Source organism: Acinetobacter sp. YH12226, from assembly GCF_013417805.1.
In the GTDB taxonomy this organism is placed as follows: domain Bacteria; phylum Pseudomonadota; class Gammaproteobacteria; order Pseudomonadales; family Moraxellaceae; genus Acinetobacter.
Genome location: NZ_VPDG01000004.1, coordinates 64,214 through 80,519, shown reverse-complemented (window position 1 = coordinate 80,519; position 16,306 = coordinate 64,214). Strand labels below are relative to the sequence as shown.

The following is a 16,306-nucleotide window of genomic DNA, read 5'->3' as shown; positions in this document are numbered from 1 at the left end:
GACTATAAAAAAGGCAATTCCACTGTTTTTAATCATATTTGTTAACAAATGCTGTAGAGCACGAATGATAGCAACGCGGACTTACTCAATAATGATGTTCATTAGAAGCCAGAGTCGTTAAACTAGGCGCAATTTTTTGATTTCGCTGTGCTAAATCGGTTTTTAGTCCCAGCCTATGTTTGAGATTTTTTAGAAAATGAAAGAATCGTTACGTTTACGATTAGACCAACTCTCTGACCGCCATGAAGAATTGACCGCATTACTGGCTGATGTAGAAGTCATTTCTGATAATAAGCGCTTCCGTCAATTGTCACGTGAGCATAATGACTTAACAGAAATCACTAATGTCTGGACCAAGTACAGACAGGCGGAAGAAGACATTGAAACGGCTCAGGCCATGCTGTCAGATCCGGACTTTAAGGAAATGGCGCAGGAAGAAATTAAAGAGAATAAAGCTTTAATTGAATCGCTTGAAGCAGACCTGAACATCTTGATGATTCCGAAAGATCCGAATGATGCCAACTCGGCTTATCTTGAGATTCGTGCCGGAACCGGCGGCGATGAAGCAGCGATTTTCTCTGGCGATTTATTCCGTATGTATAGTAAATATGCGGAAAACCAAGGCTGGCGTATTGAAATCCTTTCTGAAAATGAAGGCGAACATGGCGGCTATAAAGAAGTCATCTGCCTGATTAATGGTGACGGTGTTTACGGTCGTCTAAAATTTGAAAGTGGTGCGCATCGTGTACAGCGTGTACCGGCGACCGAATCACAAGGCCGAGTGCATACATCAGCATGTACCGTTGCGATTCTTCCTGAAATTGATGTCGATACCTCTGTTGAAATCAACTCATCTGATTTGCGCATTGATACCTATCGTGCTTCAGGTGCAGGTGGTCAGCATGTTAACAAAACCGATTCTGCAGTACGTATTACTCATATTCCAACCGGCACCGTAGTGGAGTGTCAGGAAGAGCGTTCACAGCATAAGAACAAGGCCAAAGCGATGGCACTGCTGGTATCACGTTTGGAAAATGCCAAACGTGCAGCAGCAGATGCAGCAACCTCGGAAATGCGTCGTGACCTGGTGGGATCGGGTGATCGTTCGGAACGTATCCGTACTTATAACTATCCGCAAGGTCGTATGACCGATCACCGCATTAACCTGACTTTATACAAGCTGGATGCCGTGATGGAAGGTGATTTGACCGAATTGCTGGATAGTCTGCACCGCGAATATCAGGCGGATCAGTTGGCCATGCTTGCACAGCAGAATGGTGGATAATGAATATTTTACAAGCCTTGGCTTTACGCGGCGAAGCTGAAAGTTACGAACGTCAGGAAAATGCCTGGTTACTGGAACACATCACCAAGATTGATTCATTTGATCTGCTGATGAAAAAGGATCAGGAGTTAACGCCGGAACAGGAACAGGCGTATAAAGACGGATTGGCGCGTATTGCTGCCGGTGAGCCTTTGGCTTATGTCACTGGTTCACAGCCATTCTGGACTTTAGACCTCAAAGTGACCAAAGATACCTTGGTGCCACGTCCGGATACTGAAGTGCTGGTTGAGACTGTGTTGAAATTGGATCTGCCTGATGATGCCCGTGTGGTGGATTTGGGTACAGGTACTGGTGCAATTGCCTTATCACTGGCATCTGAACGTTCTAACTGGACACTAACCGCTTCCGATATCTACGAGCCTACGCTTGAGGTGGCGAAATATAATGCGGAACAACATGATATTGAGAATGTGGAATTTGTTCTGGGTTCATGGTTGAAACCATTTGGCCGTCAATTCTTTGATGCCATTGTATCGAATCCACCTTATATCGATGCTGATGATGTGCATATGCAGAATCTGGCGACTGAACCGGAACGTGCGCTGGTGGCAGATAAAAAGGGGCTGGCCGATATTGAAATGATTATTCTGCAAGCCAAGAAGCATTTGACTGTCAATGGTTGGGTGGTGCTTGAGCATGGTTATGATCAGGCAGACGCCGTACAACATCTATTTAAACAGGCGGGTTATAAGCAAGTCCGCACGGTTAAAGATTATGGCGGGAATGATCGCGTAACTTTGGGTCAATGGCCACATTAATCTGTCATCTATCTTTATAAAAAAGCGACCGATGTGGTCGCTTTTTTATTGGATTTTTTCTTTATAAATTCCTGACTGCATCTGAAACCTTAAGTATTTTGAATGATATGACGCCAACGCAGTATAACTAAAAACAAAAAAGCGATGCCAGAGCACCGCTTTCGAGGAATACTTAAAAAAGAATTACATTGGATAGTCTTGTAGACAGTCATAGACTTCTACCTGATCCAAACTGCCAGTTTCCATTGCCAGACAAAGTGCCACAACTTTCAAAGTGTCTGCCAGAGATCTTTCATCTTTCAAGGCAATACCTTGTTGTAATTCATTGATACGTTCTGCCGGAATTTCAAGGGCCTGAGCCGCTTCCACAGCATCTACCTGATTAAAGAAGTGCAGAATTGCATCTTTCAGTTCTGCATCCGATGCATTTAAAATCCCTTGATTCAACTGTTCTGTGATCAGATCAGTCGAAGAAAATAAAGCTTTAGAGAAGTTTTGGACAAGATTTTGCCCAAGCACATCAGTCATCTTTAACATGGAGATACCTTCAACTAGAAAGGAAAATGGAGAGTACAGCCAATAGCAAAAGTGCTATAAATTGAATGAAAAATAATCTATTCTCGGGTAAATTGCAAAGCTTTCCGCGTGACTGTGTAGTCCTGCTAATATATGTTTTAGGGCTTGAAATATATAATCATAATAAAAATAAATGCTTAGAATCCAAGTGTTTTTCGGTAATATTTTTAAAGTCTAAATTTATATAAATTATCTAATATTATTTTGTCGATACGCGCCTGGACTGACGCCAGTCCACTTTTTGAATGCACGATGAAATGCACTGGATTCCTGAAAATTAAGCTGATCGCTGATCTCTTGTAAACTTTGTTCAGTACGGGTCAGTAACTCAATGGCGGTATCCCGGCGTATCTCATTTTTTAACTGTTGATAGCTGACACCTTCACTTTTTAAACGCCGTTGCATGGTCGCTTCAGACATATTCATTTTTAAGGCCAGTTCATTCAGTTCCAGCCATTCTGCCGGTGAAACTTGCAGTAATTGACGGCGAATCTGGGTGCTCAAGGCATAGGGGTTTTTAAAACGCACCAATAAATTTTGTGGGGTTTGCTGAATAAACTGATACCAGGACTGAGCATCCTGTTTAATCGGCAATTGCAGATAGCTTGCATCAAATTGCACGTAATTTTCGCTGGCCTGATATTCAATCTGTTCACAGAACCGAACTTTATAGTCGAAATCATCCAGGGGAGCTGCACATTTGAGTTGAATCTGATTAAGTAAAATCCGTTGTCCACTTAACCAGCAGATCAGGGTATGAATCAGCATCAGATAAGTCGCATAACTAAACATGCGTTTGGTTGCTTTTAAATCATAAATCACGATATAGGCATAGTGTTCCTCAACCATGAGCGTACTTTGCAGATCGTCCAAAACTAGGTTGAGAAATTGCAGAATGTGTTGCAGCGCTTTTTCCAGTGTATCTGCCTGCATAACCATTTTCGAAAGCAATTTAAAACTGCCACGACGCATGGCATGGCTGTCCATGCCAAAAAATTCGTCATTCATGCTGTCTGCAAGCACAGTCCATAATTGGGCAAATTGGCTGACCGACACGCGTGCCTTGGGAGCATTTAATACTTCTGCTGGGATATTGGCTTTTTTCAAAATGGCAGGGATATCAAATTGCAGCCGTTTGGCATCCAGCAATGCTTCGTTCACCAGGTCAATCGAGATGGTGCCTTTGCTATATTCCAGTGCAGGCTTATGCATATTCAGTCTGACATCCTTGTTTTCATTGTCCAAATACATCATGCAAGATGCAATATTTGGAAATTGTACAGAATAAAAACTCTGTTTACTCTGCATATTAAGTCGTATCTGAAATAGAAAAATCGCTAGGAAATAAACATGAACATTCAGGGAAAAGTTATTGTGATCACTGGTGGTGCCTCAGGTTTGGGTGCAGCTACAGCGACTCATTTGGTTGAACACGGTGCTAAAGTGATTCTGGTCGATATGAATCAGGAGCAGGGTCAGGCATTACAGCAGCAACTGGGTTCACAGTCTGAGTTTGTACAGCTCGATGTGACCGATGAACAGACAGTTGAAGCTTTCTTCGCTCATGTTGAAAGTACGTATGGTCAACTGAATGGTCTGATCAACTGTGCCGGGATTGCACCGTCTGCCAAAGTATTGGGACGAAACGGCATCCATGAATTGGCGATGTTCCAGAAAGTGCTGAATATTAATGTGAGCGGTACTTTTAATATGTTGCGTCATGCGGCGGCTTTAATCGCAAAATATGAGCTGCAAGCTGGTGAAGAGGAACGTGGCGTGATTGTGAACACCGCTTCGGTTGCCGCTTATGACGGTCAAATTGGCCAGACTGCCTATGCGGCTTCTAAAGGTGCAGTCGTCGCAATGACTTTACCTTTGGCACGTGAACTGGCTCGTGAAGCGATCCGTGTCATGACCATCGCGCCGGGCATTATGGAAACTCCGATGTTGAAAGGCATGCCACAAAATGTCCAGGATGCTTTAGGACAAATGGTACCGTTTCCACCACGTCTGGCAAAACCACAGGAATTTGCTCAGTTAGTTAGTCATATTTTTGAAAATAGTTATTTGAATGGTGAGGTCATTCGTTTGGATGGCGCAATCCGTATGCAGCCTAAATAAGTTTTCGATTTATATAGGACATGATGATTTGCACATCTGTCAATTTCTCATTGAATTCAAATGATTTTGCTTAAGCATGCATTTTCTTTTGAAGGATCAAAAGAAACAAAAATCCTTTGCGAAACTGAAGATACATCCCTGTATCTCAGTTTCGCAGGCGACATCCATGCCGCCTTATCCGACGTGCCAACGATCTCAATAGTAAAAAGCTTGAAGTAAATAAATAGATATAGAAAGGGAAGTTCGATGATTTTAAATGATGAACAAAAAATGATTCAGGACATGATGCGCAATTATTCGCAGCAGAAACTGAAACCGACAGCGGCCTTACGCGACAAAACGGCACAATTCCCAGCACAAGAACTTAAAGAACTCGGTGAGCTTGGCGCATTGGGTATGACAGTGGCTGAAGAATGGGGCGGTGCAGGTCTGGATTATGTGTCACTGGTCTTGGCGCTTGAGGAAATTGCCGCAGGTGATGGTGCAATCTCGACGATTGTCAGTGTGCAGAATTCTTTGCCTTGTGGCATTACTCAGCGTTATGGCACAGAGGAACAAAAACAGAAATATCTCACCAAACTGGCAACAGGTGAATGGCTCGGCTGTTTCTGTTTGACAGAACCTCAGGCCGGTTCGGATGCCAGCTCGCTGGAATGTAAAGCCGAACGTGATGGCGATGAATGGGTGTTAAATGGCACCAAGCAGTTTATCACGACAGGTAAACATGCACAGATTGCACTAGTCTTTGCTGTGACCGATAAATCTGCAGGGAAAAAGGGTATTTCATGCTTTCTGGTGCCGACCGATGCACCGGGTTATATCGTGTCACGTCTAGAAGAGAAAATGGGTCAACATTGTTCCGATACCGCGACCATCGTTCTGGATAAATGCCGAATTCCTGCTGCCAACTTGTTGGGGCAGGAAGGTGAGGGCTATAAAATTGCTTTATCAAATCTTGAATCGGGTCGCATCGGCATTGCAGCACAATCTGTCGGCATGGCGCGGGCTGCGCTGGATGCCACAGTGGAATATGCCAATGATCGTAAAGCTTTTGGTGTGGAAATTGTGCAGCATCAGGCTGTGGCATTCAGACTCGCAGATATGGCAACACAAATTGAAGCGGCGCGACAACTGGTCTTGCATGCTGCAACCTTAAAAGATGCAGGCTTGGCGTGTCTAAAAGAAGCATCGATGGCAAAACTGTTTGCATCGACCATTGCAGAGCGAGTCTGTTCAGATGCGATTCAGATTCATGGTGGCTACGGTTATGTCTCTGATTTTCCGGTCGAGCGAATTTATCGTGATGTGCGAGTGAGCCAGATTTATGAAGGTGCATCAGATATTCAACGACTGGTGATTGCGCGTGAAGTGTGTCAACGCTGATTTTTAATTTAAAAAAAAGACTTTGATTGATGTTCAAATCCTGCACTTACATTGATGGATATGGAAATTGCAGGATTCAACTGAAAATGATGATCTAAAGACATACAGTGCGAATAATCGAAAAATAAGCCTTATTCATGTTCTAGTCCTAGGGCATGAATGCAGATTTGAGAAAGTATGCTGATGGAATCAGCAGGAACAACAAATACAAATGGACAAACTCAGGCAAGGTCGCCTGAAAACTACAACAGGAAAGAGGTTGTCGTCATGAAAACACTAGAACATGCATATGCTGATTTTAATTTTGAAAATATGGTTCAGGAACATCTGGTTGGAAACGCAGAGAACATCAATGCGTATACCGAATGCTGTGGTCGCTACCTGGGTCAAAACCGAACTGCACTGATCTGGGAAGGCAAAAACGGAGACGCAGAGCAATGGACCTTTGAACAGCTGGCCGTGGCTTCAGGGCAGTTGGCCAATTATATGCATTCTCTGGGTTTAAAGGCCGGCGACTGTATTGCAGGGTTACTGCCAAGAACGCCAGCACTCTTAATTACCATATTGGCCACCTGGCGGATCGGTGCCATATACCAACCTTTATTTACTGCTTTTGAAAGTAAAGCCATTGAACATCGCATCAGTACCGCTGGCACCCAGTTGATTGTTACTGATGAAGAGCAGCGACTGAAACTCCATGATCTCAATGTCCCGAATATTCTGACTGTGCATCAGGCAGCGGCAGATGACTATCAAGATGCGGATTTCTGGACAGCCTTACAGCAACAACCGGAAGAGTTTGAACCGGTAAATTGCCAGTTTAATGATGTCTTCCTGATGATGTTTACTTCAGGCACCACAGGCTTGGCGAAATCGGTTCCTGTGCCTTTAAAAGCCTTGTTGGCCTTTAAGGGTTATATGCTGCACGCTGTAGATCTGCGAGATGAAGATTCCTTCTGGAATCTGGCAGATCCGGGCTGGGCGTATGGACTGTATTATGGTATTGCAGGGCCGCTAAGTTTAGGGCACAGCATCATCATGGATGAACGTGGCTTTAGTGTCGATAATGCCGTACAAATCATTCAAAAATATCAGGTCAGTAACTTGACCGGTTCGCCAACCGCATTTCGCATGTTCTTTGGCTTTAAAGAAAAATTTGATGCAGGCATCAGTTCGCATTTACGCGTGGTAAGTAGTGCGGGTGAGCCGCTCACGCCTGAAGTAATTCAGTGGTTCAATCATGATTTAAATGTGAATATTTACGATCAATATGGACAGACTGAACTGGGTATGGTGATCGCCAATCATCATGGCTTGGAGCATTATAAAAAAGTTGGTTCAGCCGGTTTTGCTATTCCTGGGCATCGTTTTGCTGTATTGGACAAAGAACATCAGGAAGTAGAAAAAGGCGGGATTGGAACCTTGGCAATTGACTGTGCAGCTTCACCGTTGATGTGGTTTGAAGGCTATGCAGGCCACAACCGCAAGTCATTTGTCGGGCAGTATTATCTCACTGGTGATACCGTGAAGCTGAATGAATATGGCGGTATTGATTTTATTGGGCGTGCAGACGATGTCATTACAACTTCGGGCTATCGGGTTGGGCCTTTTGATGTAGAAAGTACTTTGCTTGAATGTGAAGAAGTGCTTGAATCTGCAGTCGTCGGCAAGCCAGATCCAGAACGTACTGAAATTGTGAAAGCCTTTGTAGTACTTAAATCAGCATATCCAGCCACTGAAGATTTGATGTTGAAACTGCAAAGTTATGTACGTTCACGCTTATCCAAACATGCCTATCCGAAAGAGATTGAGTTTGTGACGTCTTTGCCTAAAACATCGAGTGGCAAGATTCAGCGCAATTTACTCAAACAGCAGGAAGTTGCCAAACTTCAAGAGATGAAGCGAGTCAGTTAATTTTTCAAATTAATTGTTTGATTGAATGTTCAAAGGCTGCCATGGCAGCCTTTGGTTTTTTTAGGAAATAAATCTTCTACTTAAATTTTAGTCAGATATTGAGCTGATTTCCCCAAACTTATATCTTCAAGAGAGCAGATTGAGGCAAGCTAAAATTATAATTTTTATGTCATTACAGTAAAATTACATTAATATTTAAAATGAAATATATCAAAAATTTAGCCTCTTAATTTCAAGAGGCTAAATCTCATTCATTATCAGATATTACCTTGTAGATTCACTTTTTGATGTTCTGCATGAGGTTCGCCCGCTTCACCAGTTACGCCGCCTTTTAAGGCTTTAAAAAGCTGGGTGACTTTGTTGTCTGTCACATTCCAATATTCTGCGCTGACTGCTTCAGCAATCAATACCCGTACGGTAGGATCATCTTTGCCTTCAAACCAGTTTTCAGCCCACGGATTCCACAACTGTTCAATCAGAATGCGGTCAGTACTGATCTGGGCATGTGCACTAATCGACACGTAAATACCATCTGATGGTTTTGCAAAAGACAGACCAATCTGACCACGGCCTGTTTCTGCTGCTTTGACCAGATCATTGGTGTTACGCAGGATGAAATATAAGTTTTGACGTTCATTCATCTGCTCGGAGTTCAGCATGGTCATCGGCTGGGAGTGTATTTCATGTGTGTCGGTTAAATGGCTGATCATGGTGTAACGAACATCCTTGATCAATTCCCATAATTTTTCACGATTATCATGTTGAGTATTGTTATGCTCGGTCATGTATGTTCTCCATACGATTTTATGAAAGCTGAAAAGATTGCTTGGTATTTTCAGATTAATCATATTTAGAGACAGATGCCTTAGGTCTCACTGAACTCATACATTTTCATACTCAAATACAGGCAGAGACTACAGAATTGCTAAACAAGGCAGTTCTATTTACAGGGTAATTCAATAGCAAAGATTTTAAAAACTTCAGGTTTGACACCTTTTATAAATTAGAAGGAACAGTTTGCCGGAACCGTTTAATTGAGGTGATTCAAAAAATCTTGCCAAGCCATAGCGGCTGCATCTTGATACCGAACGTTTAGCTGATATGCTATTTGCCTCAACGATTGCCGAACCATTTATTGATGTGCTGTGAATTGAATGTGAGATTGATATTCCAGAGATTTATCAGCCTTTAGAAACTTCAGTAAAGCTAATTTTACGATCATTGTTAAAAATTTTCGAAACAAGGAAAAACGTTGTCTACATTTAATATGGATACCATATCCCCAGAATTCGAACTCACCGATGCTGAACTGCATCTGTATAGCCGTCAGATTCTTCTGGATGGCTGGGATATTGACGCTCAAGAACGGTTAAAATTTTCTAATGTCTGCATTATTGGTTGTGGCGGGATAGGCTGTGCACTGGCAGAACTTCTGGCACGTGCAGGTGTGGGAAAAATTACCCTGATCGATCCGGATACCATCGAGATGAGTAATTTACAGCGACAACTGGCATTTATACCGCAGGATATTGGATTTTATAAGGCAGAAACGCTGGCCAAAAGACTGAGTCAGGTTAATCCGAACCTACAAGTTGAATATGTGAATCAGGCCTTAACGGCTGAAAATGCAGTAAGTGTGATTGAGCATCAGGATCTGGTATTGGATGGCTGTGATCAGTTTGCCACACGTTATCTGGTCAATCAGATTTGCGTGGAGCTGAATGTGCCCTTATTGAGTGCTTCTGCGATTGGCTTGCAAGGTCAGCTATTTATGGTCGAAGGGGATTCCGCCTGTTATGCTTGCCTGTTCCCGCCAGAAAATCAGGCCGATGAAAGTCTGCGCTGTGCAGATTCCGGTGTACTGGCCACCACACCGAATGTGATGGCCAGCTTACAGGCACATCATGCCTTGTTATATCTGGGATTAGGTCAGATACCACTTCGACAAAAGCTGTTGTTGTGGGATGGGCTGAGCTTTAAACAGCGGATTCTTGCTTTCGAAAAAGATACAGATTGCCCAATCTGTCAGGCAAGATAAGCCTGCAAAGTGAATTTTTTTGCTACACTGCGTTTAATTAATTTTTCCTAAGACATTATGAAAAACAATATCTGGTTAGATGGAATACGTTCAGTTGCCCGTATGGGAGAAACAGCAGTCGTTGCGGCAAAGGCGGGCTTTAAATATGCCACTGAAAAGCCGAGCAATGCCAAACTCATGCGTGAAACTTTTGAATCCTTAGGTTCAACTTATATCAAGCTGGGTCAGTTTATTGCCAGCACACCGTCGCTGTTTCCACGTGAATATGTTGAAGAATTTCAGGGTTGTCTGGATCAGACTCCACGCTTGCCGTTTAGCTATATCCAGCAAGTATTGGCTTCTGAATTTGCAGGACGTAATCTGGATGAAATCTTTGCATCGATTGATAAAACGCCGTTAGCTTCTGCATCTATTGCACAGGTGCATGCGGCCAAACTGGTGTCTGGCGAAGATGTGGTGATTAAAGTACAAAAACCGGGCGTAGAAACCATTTTGTACACTGACTTGAATGTGCTGCATTGGGCAACCAAGTTGCTGGAAAAAGCAGTCCCGAAAGTCAAGTTTGCTTCACTGGCTGACATTGTCGAAGAAATCAAAACCCGGATGGTACGTGAAGTTGATTTCATTGAAGAAGCCCAGAATCTGGATGATTTCGTTAATTACCTGAATATCACCAACAATCAGGCAGCCACTGCGCCGAAGGTTTATCATCAATATTCGACCCGTCGTGTGCTCACCATGCAGCGTTTATACGGTGTGCCTTTGACAGATTTTGAAGTGGTCAAAAAAGTATCCAAAGATCCATCTCAAGTACTCATCACTGCGATGAATACCTGGTTCGGAAGCTTGATGATGTGTAACAGTTTCCATGCCGATCTGCATGCAGGCAACCTGATGCTGCTCGAAGATGGCCGTGTCGGTTTTATTGATTTCGGTATTGTTGGTCAGCTCAAGCCTGAAGTATGGACGGCATGTATGGCATTCATGGATTCATTGCAACATACCAATTATGAGCTGATGGCGCAAAACATGCTGAAAATGGGCATGACCGCTGTGCAGATTGATACCAAAGTTTTGGCTGCTGATCTGGAACGTTTGTTTAGTGGTGTATTGATGGCAGATCCGCAGGAATTGTTAACGTCAAATCCTGCTGACCTGAACGATATCATGATGGATATGGTGGCTGTGGGTGAACGTCACGGGATCCGCTTCCCGCGTGACTTTGCCTTGTTGTTCAAGCAAATGCTGTATTTCGACCGTTTCATGCGTATTCTGGCGCCGTATACCGACATCTATGCCGATCAGCGTTTGCAGATGGTGCAGAGCATGGATCCGAATCTGCTGTTAAAGCATTAATCTTAAACCCTATCTAGACTTGGAAAAATCCCCCTAAATCCCCCTTTTAAAAGGGGGACTTTAAAAGCTCCTCCCTTTGTAAAGGAGCTTGAGGGGGATGTGGTCAGTATTAAATTCTCGAGCAATCCAATGGACGCCATTATTATTGAAGGTTTAAAGGTTGAGACAGTCGTGGGCTGCTTTAACTGGGAGCGTCAAATTATTCAGCCTTTAATGCTGGATTTGATCATTCAAACCGATTTAGAACAGGCATCAAACTCAGATGCACTTGCAGATACGTTGAATTATGCAGAAATTTGTGAGATTTCCAGTAAAGTCATTCAAGACGCCAAGCCTGAATTGATTGAACATGCAGCAAAGTTAGTGCTGAATGCACTTTTTACTACCTTTACAGCAATTGAATCGATTAATATTACGATCCGTAAGCCTGCCATTATCGCGCAAGCCAATTCTGTAGGGATACGTCTTGAACGCCACCGAAACGATTTTCGCCCTAGCATTAGCGAGTAATTGTCATCCTCAGCAACATTTTCAAGCTGCACAGCAACGTATTTCTGAATGGGGAGAAGTTCAGTTTTCTCCCATTTATATGATTCCTTGCCGCGATGGCATCGGCGCAGATTACTGGAATGCAGCGTGTTTATTGCGAAGTTCGGTGTCCAGTGAAGACCTGATTGAGTTGCTCAAACAGCTGGAACAGGAATCAGGGCGAGTACGTCCATCCCATCAGATTACTTTGGATGTTGATTTGATTGCCTGGGGATCAGATCTTAAGCATATGCAGTTTAATGAAAAAAAATTGCCCTTGGCTCTGGATGTGAAAGTGCCCATGTTTGATGTTTGGCATGATGCCATGTTTGAACATGGATCACATAGCTTTCCAACAGTTGAACAGCTGATTTGAATCAAATCACCTAATTTTCTGCTAATACAATTTATCTAGTACGAATAGTTAACCAGCCTTATCAAGCAAGATCATGCTTTTTTTATGATGCAGTTTTTTGTTTTTAGAGTAAAAGAAAATTCAGATAAGATGAGATGCTTAAGTTTAGAAGTCATTTAAAAATGAAAATATTGGAAATTGTGGTTTCTGTGATTTTAATCCTCGGGATTCTTTATGTAATCCAATGAGGATTTCATGGTTTCCCAACAGGGAATTAATATTTGATTGATTAAAGCTCTGGAATTTACTCTAAGATTAGTAAAAACCCTCAAAGCAGTAAAAAAGCATCATCGCTATTTCACTTTTTCTTGTTATAAAAAATGATCAGCAATACGATAATGATCGCCAAGATGGCAAGAATGATGGTAGTTTCCATAACAATACCTCTCGGGCATAGATCTTTGGCTTTAATTATCTAAATTAAAACCGAACATATATTAGGGTGTGTTGACACTTTTAGCTTAAAAAAATAGCGAAGTAGTAAAATCAAATCGCCAAACCCAATTTTACTATTCGCTATGCCTCGTACCATGCTGACAGATCAACACTGGCAAAAGTTGAAAGTTATTCTGCGTAATTTATCCATTCACCACAACTCAAATTTACGCAATTTTATTGAAGCTATTCTCTATAGAATTAGAACAGGCTGTCCGTGGCGAGATATTCCTTGTTGTTTTGGTCATTCAAACTCTATTTTCAAACGTTTTAATCGTTGGTCAAGCAGCGGTAAGTTACTTAGATTATTCAAATTACTAGCCTCATGCCCCGATATGGAGTGGGTTTTTATTGATGGCTCTCATGTACGTGCTCATCAACATTCTGCCGGTATAGCGAATCAATCTATTTCTAAAAGTGTAGGAGGAAACTCCTCAAAAATACATTTGATTGTTGATGTACATGGCAATCCTATTGATTTCATGATTACCGATGGAACCACACATGATGTTAAAGTTGCACCTGATTTAATATCAACATTAGATTTAAAAGAGACAAAAGTGGTATGTGCAGATAAAGGCTATGATTCAGAACCACTGCGTGAACAGATCAGGAAAACAGGGACTAAAGCGAATATACCAAAGAAAACAAATAGCCAATCGAACAATGACCATATGGACTGGTGTTTATATAAAATCAGGCAGTTAGTTGAAAATATGTTTTGTAGATTAAAGCAATTTAGAGGAATAGCTACTCGATATGACAAGCTCAAAAGAAATTATCAAAGTTCTGTTGCTTTAGCCTGTATATTTTTATCGCTACCTTTATAGGGTTAATTATGAACAGTAAATGTCAACAGACCCTAATTAAACTCAAGTTTTGTTAGAGCCGCTAGTTTTTGAAAAAACATTTTTCAGTGATGTTAATAGAGGAACCGTTCAATCCTATTCTGTGTCTAACTAAAAAATAAACACATATTTAGGCAACAGACACATTAAATAATGATCCGATCCAGGCGCTGAATAACATGGCGATAATTCCCCAGAGCATGACCCGAACTGCACCTCTCCAGACACTTACTCCACCGGCATAGCTTGCCAGTGCGCCCATCATCCCCAAACTTAAAACACCAATCAGCATGACGCCTTTATCCAGATAATGTTCCGGTAAAATCATGATTGAAATTAAAGGAAATAATGAACCTACCGTAAATGCCATAGCCGAAGAAAATGCAGCGAGAAAGGGCTGAGCCGAGGTATGTGCTGAAATACCAATTTCATCCCGGGCATGGGCATCCAAGGCATTATGGTCGGTCAACTGTTCAGCGACCTGTTGTGCCAAAGCGGGTTCCAGACCTCGTTGTATATAAATCGTTTTGAGCTCATTTAATTCATGGGTGGGATGGCGTTGCAGTTCGCGCTCTTCCATGAGTAGATCATTGGTTTCAATATCTTGCTGGGATTTTACTGAAATATATTCACCAGCTGCCATTGATGCGGCGCCAGAAATCAATCCGGCAACACAGGTTACCAATAAAATTTCAGTGGATGCTCCACTGGCTGCGATACCCACCACCAGACTGGTGACCGAAATAATCCCGTCATTTGCCCCCAGTACAGCTGCACGAAGCCAGCCCGCACGTTCGATATAATGTTTTTCAAGATGGTATGAATGGCGCACAATGAAGCCCTTTTTTATTATCATTATGATTATAGTAAATTTAAGTCATGTATAGATAGTAGGATTGAATCGATCTGAAAATTACCTTGAATGATCAGATCATAGTGCGCTTGGTTAAGTATTTTATCAATCCAAAATAAAACCGAGGTGAAATTCATTTATTCAAAAGACCAGACGGACTTGATATATAATTGATATCCAAGGGATCAAATTTATTTAATAAAAACAATTATATAAAAATTATAGCTGAGTGAGCTGGTTTAAAAAGAGAATTATCATGAAAGAAAAAAATGAGAGCCATAAATGTTTGGTGTGCGGCAAGCACTTTCTTCTGAAAGATCTTACTCCGATGGGAACGGTCAGAAAAGTCATTACTGAAGAGATTGGCAAGGATATTCCAGTCTGGACGCCGCAAGATTATATTTGTCAGACAGATCTAACCCGCTATCGCATGCAGTATGTACATTCATTATTAAGTTTGGAAAAGGGTGAGGTCACAGATCTTGAGGTCGAAGTGATTCATAGCATGCATCAGCATGAACTGATCACCAAAAATGTGGAAACGGAATTAGAGCAAAAGTGGACTCTGGGCGAAAAGCTCGCCGATAAAATTGCAACTTTTGGCGGAAGCTGGACATTCTTAATTTGCTTTGCAATTTTTCTGGGTCTGTGGATTACGATTAATACGGTTGTTTTGGTAACTCAACCTGCCGATCCTTATCCCTTTATCCTGTTAAATTTAATTCTGTCCTGTCTCGCGGCAATTCAGGCACCGGTCATTATGATGAGTCAGAATAGACAAGAGGCAAAAGACCGTCTACGTTCTCAAAATGATTATCAGATCAATTTAAAAGCCGAACTGGAAATCCAGCATTTACATGAAAAACTCGATCATCTATTAATGCATCAATGGGAAAGGCTGGCGCAAATACAGGAAATCCAGCTGGATTTACTCTCGGAAATGAGCAAGAAATATTGAAATGAAAAGCTGTGGTATTTCTTATATTTTATATGGATTGCTAATAAAGGATGATAGCATATCTTTAGCGAATAAATTTAGATCAAAATTTGAGACACATTAAAAAGCCCACAATGCGTGGGCTGAGATCGGATCGATCTTTTTAAATAAAATAACTGGTCTTGGTCATGAGTTTGGAAATAGCTGTCATGGTCATTTTGACCGGAACAGGCAGGTCTACACCGCCAGCGTTTAACGCTGTATCCCGATGATGCAGTTCATCTTCGTTCATCTGTTCCAGAATACGGCGAGAACGTTCATCCTGCGGCGGCAACTGACTGATATGATGCTGCAAATGCATGCTCACCTGACGTTCAGTTTCTGCGACAAAACCCAGACTGTATTTATCACCGGCAATTCCGGCCAGCGCGCCCATACCAAAGGACAGGCCGTACCAGACCGGATTGAGCAGACTGGTATGGCTATCCAGTTCTTTTAAACGGTCTTCACACCATGCCAGATGATCCTGCTCCTCAATCGCTGCCTGTTCCATTTCACGACGAACATTCGGAAGTTTTGCCGTCATGGCCTGACCATGATAGAGCGCCTGTGCACACACTTCACCACTATGATTGACCCGCATTAAACCTGCCACATGACGTGCATCACTGACCGTTAACTGCGTTTCGACCGGTTGGGCCGGATTTTCACGTTGTGCCGAAGTCGTGCCCGGGACTAGACTGCGTAATGCCTGGTCAAAAGAATGAATCAGCTTATCGAGACCTGTATATTGACGCAT

General features: G+C 42.3%; 16 protein-coding genes. 11 read left to right on the top strand and 5 right to left on the bottom strand.

From position 1 onward, the window contains the following. Positions 1-196 precede the first annotated feature (196 nt). Both prfA and prmC read left to right on the top strand, forming a co-directional pair. Positions 197-1,285, top strand: a complete 1,089-nt coding sequence (prfA, locus tag FTV08_RS06270) for a peptide chain release factor 1 (RefSeq protein ID WP_004645400.1) — start codon at positions 197-199, stop codon at positions 1,283-1,285. Continuing rightward, the gene (prmC, locus tag FTV08_RS06265) at positions 1,285-2,103 is read left to right on the top strand and encodes a peptide chain release factor N(5)-glutamine methyltransferase (RefSeq protein ID WP_005252142.1); all 819 of its coding nucleotides are present in this window, start codon (positions 1,285-1,287) and stop codon (positions 2,101-2,103) included. Before prfA ends, prmC begins: the two co-directional genes overlap by 1 nt. A 183-nt stretch (positions 2,104-2,286) precedes the next feature. On the opposite strand, the gene FTV08_RS06260 is transcribed toward prmC, so the two are convergent. Both FTV08_RS06260 and FTV08_RS06255 read right to left on the bottom strand, forming a co-directional pair. Then, a complete protein-coding gene (locus tag FTV08_RS06260; protein ID WP_004645396.1) occupies positions 2,287-2,640 on the bottom strand; it encodes a hypothetical protein in 354 nt (117 codons plus the stop codon). Positions 2,641-2,868: 228 nt separating this feature from the next. Then, positions 2,869-3,891: an AraC family transcriptional regulator gene (locus FTV08_RS06255; RefSeq protein WP_176580849.1), complete on the bottom strand. Its 1,023-nt coding sequence runs from the start codon at positions 3,889-3,891 to the stop codon at positions 2,869-2,871. A 138-nt stretch (positions 3,892-4,029) separates the two neighbouring features. Between FTV08_RS06255 and FTV08_RS06250 the strand changes: the two genes are divergently transcribed. The 3 genes from FTV08_RS06250 to FTV08_RS06240 all read left to right on the top strand — a co-directional run bounded on the left by FTV08_RS06250 (position 4,030) and on the right by FTV08_RS06240 (position 8,097). Next, a complete protein-coding gene (locus FTV08_RS06250; protein WP_180086895.1) occupies positions 4,030-4,800 on the top strand; it encodes an SDR family NAD(P)-dependent oxidoreductase in 771 nt (256 codons plus the stop codon). A 246-nt stretch (positions 4,801-5,046) separates the two neighbouring features. Next, the gene (locus FTV08_RS06245; RefSeq protein WP_180086894.1) at positions 5,047-6,183 is read left to right on the top strand and encodes an acyl-CoA dehydrogenase family protein; all 1,137 of its coding nucleotides are present in this window, start codon (positions 5,047-5,049) and stop codon (positions 6,181-6,183) included. Positions 6,184-6,450: 267 nt separating this feature from the next. Further along, a complete protein-coding gene (locus FTV08_RS06240) occupies positions 6,451-8,097 on the top strand; it encodes an AMP-binding protein (protein WP_180086893.1) in 1,647 nt (548 codons plus the stop codon). Between the two features lie 257 nt (positions 8,098-8,354). Here the strand turns inward: FTV08_RS06240 and FTV08_RS06235 are convergent, their stop codons facing one another. Beyond that, on the bottom strand, positions 8,355-8,882 hold the full coding sequence (locus tag FTV08_RS06235; RefSeq protein WP_005106629.1) for a pyridoxamine 5'-phosphate oxidase family protein: 528 nt from the start codon (positions 8,880-8,882) through the stop codon (positions 8,355-8,357). Between the two features lie 482 nt (positions 8,883-9,364). Between FTV08_RS06235 and FTV08_RS06230 the strand changes: the two genes are divergently transcribed. From FTV08_RS06230 to FTV08_RS06210, 5 genes are all read left to right on the top strand, one after another. Further along, positions 9,365-10,135 (top strand): HesA/MoeB/ThiF family protein, encoded by a 771-nt coding sequence (locus FTV08_RS06230; protein ID WP_005106630.1) that lies wholly within the window; start codon positions 9,365-9,367, stop codon positions 10,133-10,135. Positions 10,136-10,192: 57 nt separating this feature from the next. Then, positions 10,193-11,491, top strand: coding sequence for an AarF/ABC1/UbiB kinase family protein (locus FTV08_RS06225; RefSeq protein ID WP_114541118.1), 1,299 nt, complete (start codon positions 10,193-10,195; stop codon positions 11,489-11,491). 129 nt (positions 11,492-11,620) lie between these two features. After that, the gene (gene folB / locus FTV08_RS06220) at positions 11,621-12,001 is read left to right on the top strand and encodes a dihydroneopterin aldolase (protein ID WP_004278766.1); all 381 of its coding nucleotides are present in this window, start codon (positions 11,621-11,623) and stop codon (positions 11,999-12,001) included. Further along, positions 11,958-12,395 carry a 2-amino-4-hydroxy-6-hydroxymethyldihydropteridine diphosphokinase gene (locus FTV08_RS06215; protein WP_005252127.1) on the top strand — a complete coding sequence of 146 codons (438 nt, stop codon included), beginning with the start codon at positions 11,958-11,960 and terminating at the stop codon, positions 12,393-12,395. Before folB ends, FTV08_RS06215 begins: the two co-directional genes overlap by 44 nt. Positions 12,396-12,952: 557 nt before the next feature. Continuing rightward, the gene (locus tag FTV08_RS06210) at positions 12,953-13,699 is read left to right on the top strand and encodes an IS5 family transposase (protein WP_180086892.1); all 747 of its coding nucleotides are present in this window, start codon (positions 12,953-12,955) and stop codon (positions 13,697-13,699) included. Positions 13,700-13,847: 148 nt separating this feature from the next. Here FTV08_RS06210 and FTV08_RS06205 read toward each other — a convergent pair whose 3' ends face one another. Then, positions 13,848-14,549: a VIT family protein gene (locus FTV08_RS06205; protein ID WP_005097209.1), complete on the bottom strand. Its 702-nt coding sequence runs from the start codon at positions 14,547-14,549 to the stop codon at positions 13,848-13,850. 277 nt (positions 14,550-14,826) lie between these two features. Here FTV08_RS06205 and FTV08_RS06200 point away from each other — a divergent pair, with 277 nt between their 5' ends. Further along, positions 14,827-15,528 carry a DUF1003 domain-containing protein gene (locus FTV08_RS06200; protein WP_180086891.1) on the top strand — a complete coding sequence of 234 codons (702 nt, stop codon included), beginning with the start codon at positions 14,827-14,829 and terminating at the stop codon, positions 15,526-15,528. A gap of 142 nt (positions 15,529-15,670) precedes the next feature. Here the strand turns inward: FTV08_RS06200 and coq7 are convergent, their stop codons facing one another. Then, positions 15,671-16,306 (bottom strand): 2-polyprenyl-3-methyl-6-methoxy-1,4-benzoquinone monooxygenase, encoded by a 636-nt coding sequence (gene coq7, locus FTV08_RS06195; RefSeq protein WP_180086890.1) that lies wholly within the window; start codon positions 16,304-16,306, stop codon positions 15,671-15,673.

Bases quoted from the DNA above. Each gene is read 5' to 3' on its own strand.
- prfA (WP_004645400.1), top strand. From the start codon at position 197: ATGAAAGAATCGTTACGTTTACGATTAGACCAACTCTCTGACCGCCAT.
- prmC (WP_005252142.1), top strand. From the start codon at position 1,285: ATGAATATTTTACAAGCCTTGGCTTTACGCGGCGAAGCTGAAAGTTAC.
- FTV08_RS06260 (WP_004645396.1), bottom strand. From the start codon at position 2,640: ATGTTAAAGATGACTGATGTGCTTGGGCAAAATCTTGTCCAAAACTTC.
- FTV08_RS06255 (WP_176580849.1), bottom strand. From the start codon at position 3,891: ATGCATAAGCCTGCACTGGAATATAGCAAAGGCACCATCTCGATTGAC.
- FTV08_RS06250 (WP_180086895.1), top strand. From the start codon at position 4,030: ATGAACATTCAGGGAAAAGTTATTGTGATCACTGGTGGTGCCTCAGGT.
- FTV08_RS06245 (WP_180086894.1), top strand. From the start codon at position 5,047: ATGATTTTAAATGATGAACAAAAAATGATTCAGGACATGATGCGCAAT.
- FTV08_RS06240 (WP_180086893.1), top strand. From the start codon at position 6,451: ATGAAAACACTAGAACATGCATATGCTGATTTTAATTTTGAAAATATG.
- FTV08_RS06235 (WP_005106629.1), bottom strand. From the start codon at position 8,882: ATGACCGAGCATAACAATACTCAACATGATAATCGTGAAAAATTATGG.
- FTV08_RS06230 (WP_005106630.1), top strand. From the start codon at position 9,365: ATGGATACCATATCCCCAGAATTCGAACTCACCGATGCTGAACTGCAT.
- FTV08_RS06225 (WP_114541118.1), top strand. From the start codon at position 10,193: ATGAAAAACAATATCTGGTTAGATGGAATACGTTCAGTTGCCCGTATG.
- folB (WP_004278766.1), top strand. From the start codon at position 11,621: ATGGACGCCATTATTATTGAAGGTTTAAAGGTTGAGACAGTCGTGGGC.
- FTV08_RS06210 (WP_180086892.1), top strand. From the start codon at position 12,953: ATGCCTCGTACCATGCTGACAGATCAACACTGGCAAAAGTTGAAAGTT.
- FTV08_RS06200 (WP_180086891.1), top strand. From the start codon at position 14,827: ATGAAAGAAAAAAATGAGAGCCATAAATGTTTGGTGTGCGGCAAGCAC.
- coq7 (WP_180086890.1), bottom strand. From the start codon at position 16,306: ATGCGTCAATATACAGGTCTCGATAAGCTGATTCATTCTTTTGACCAG.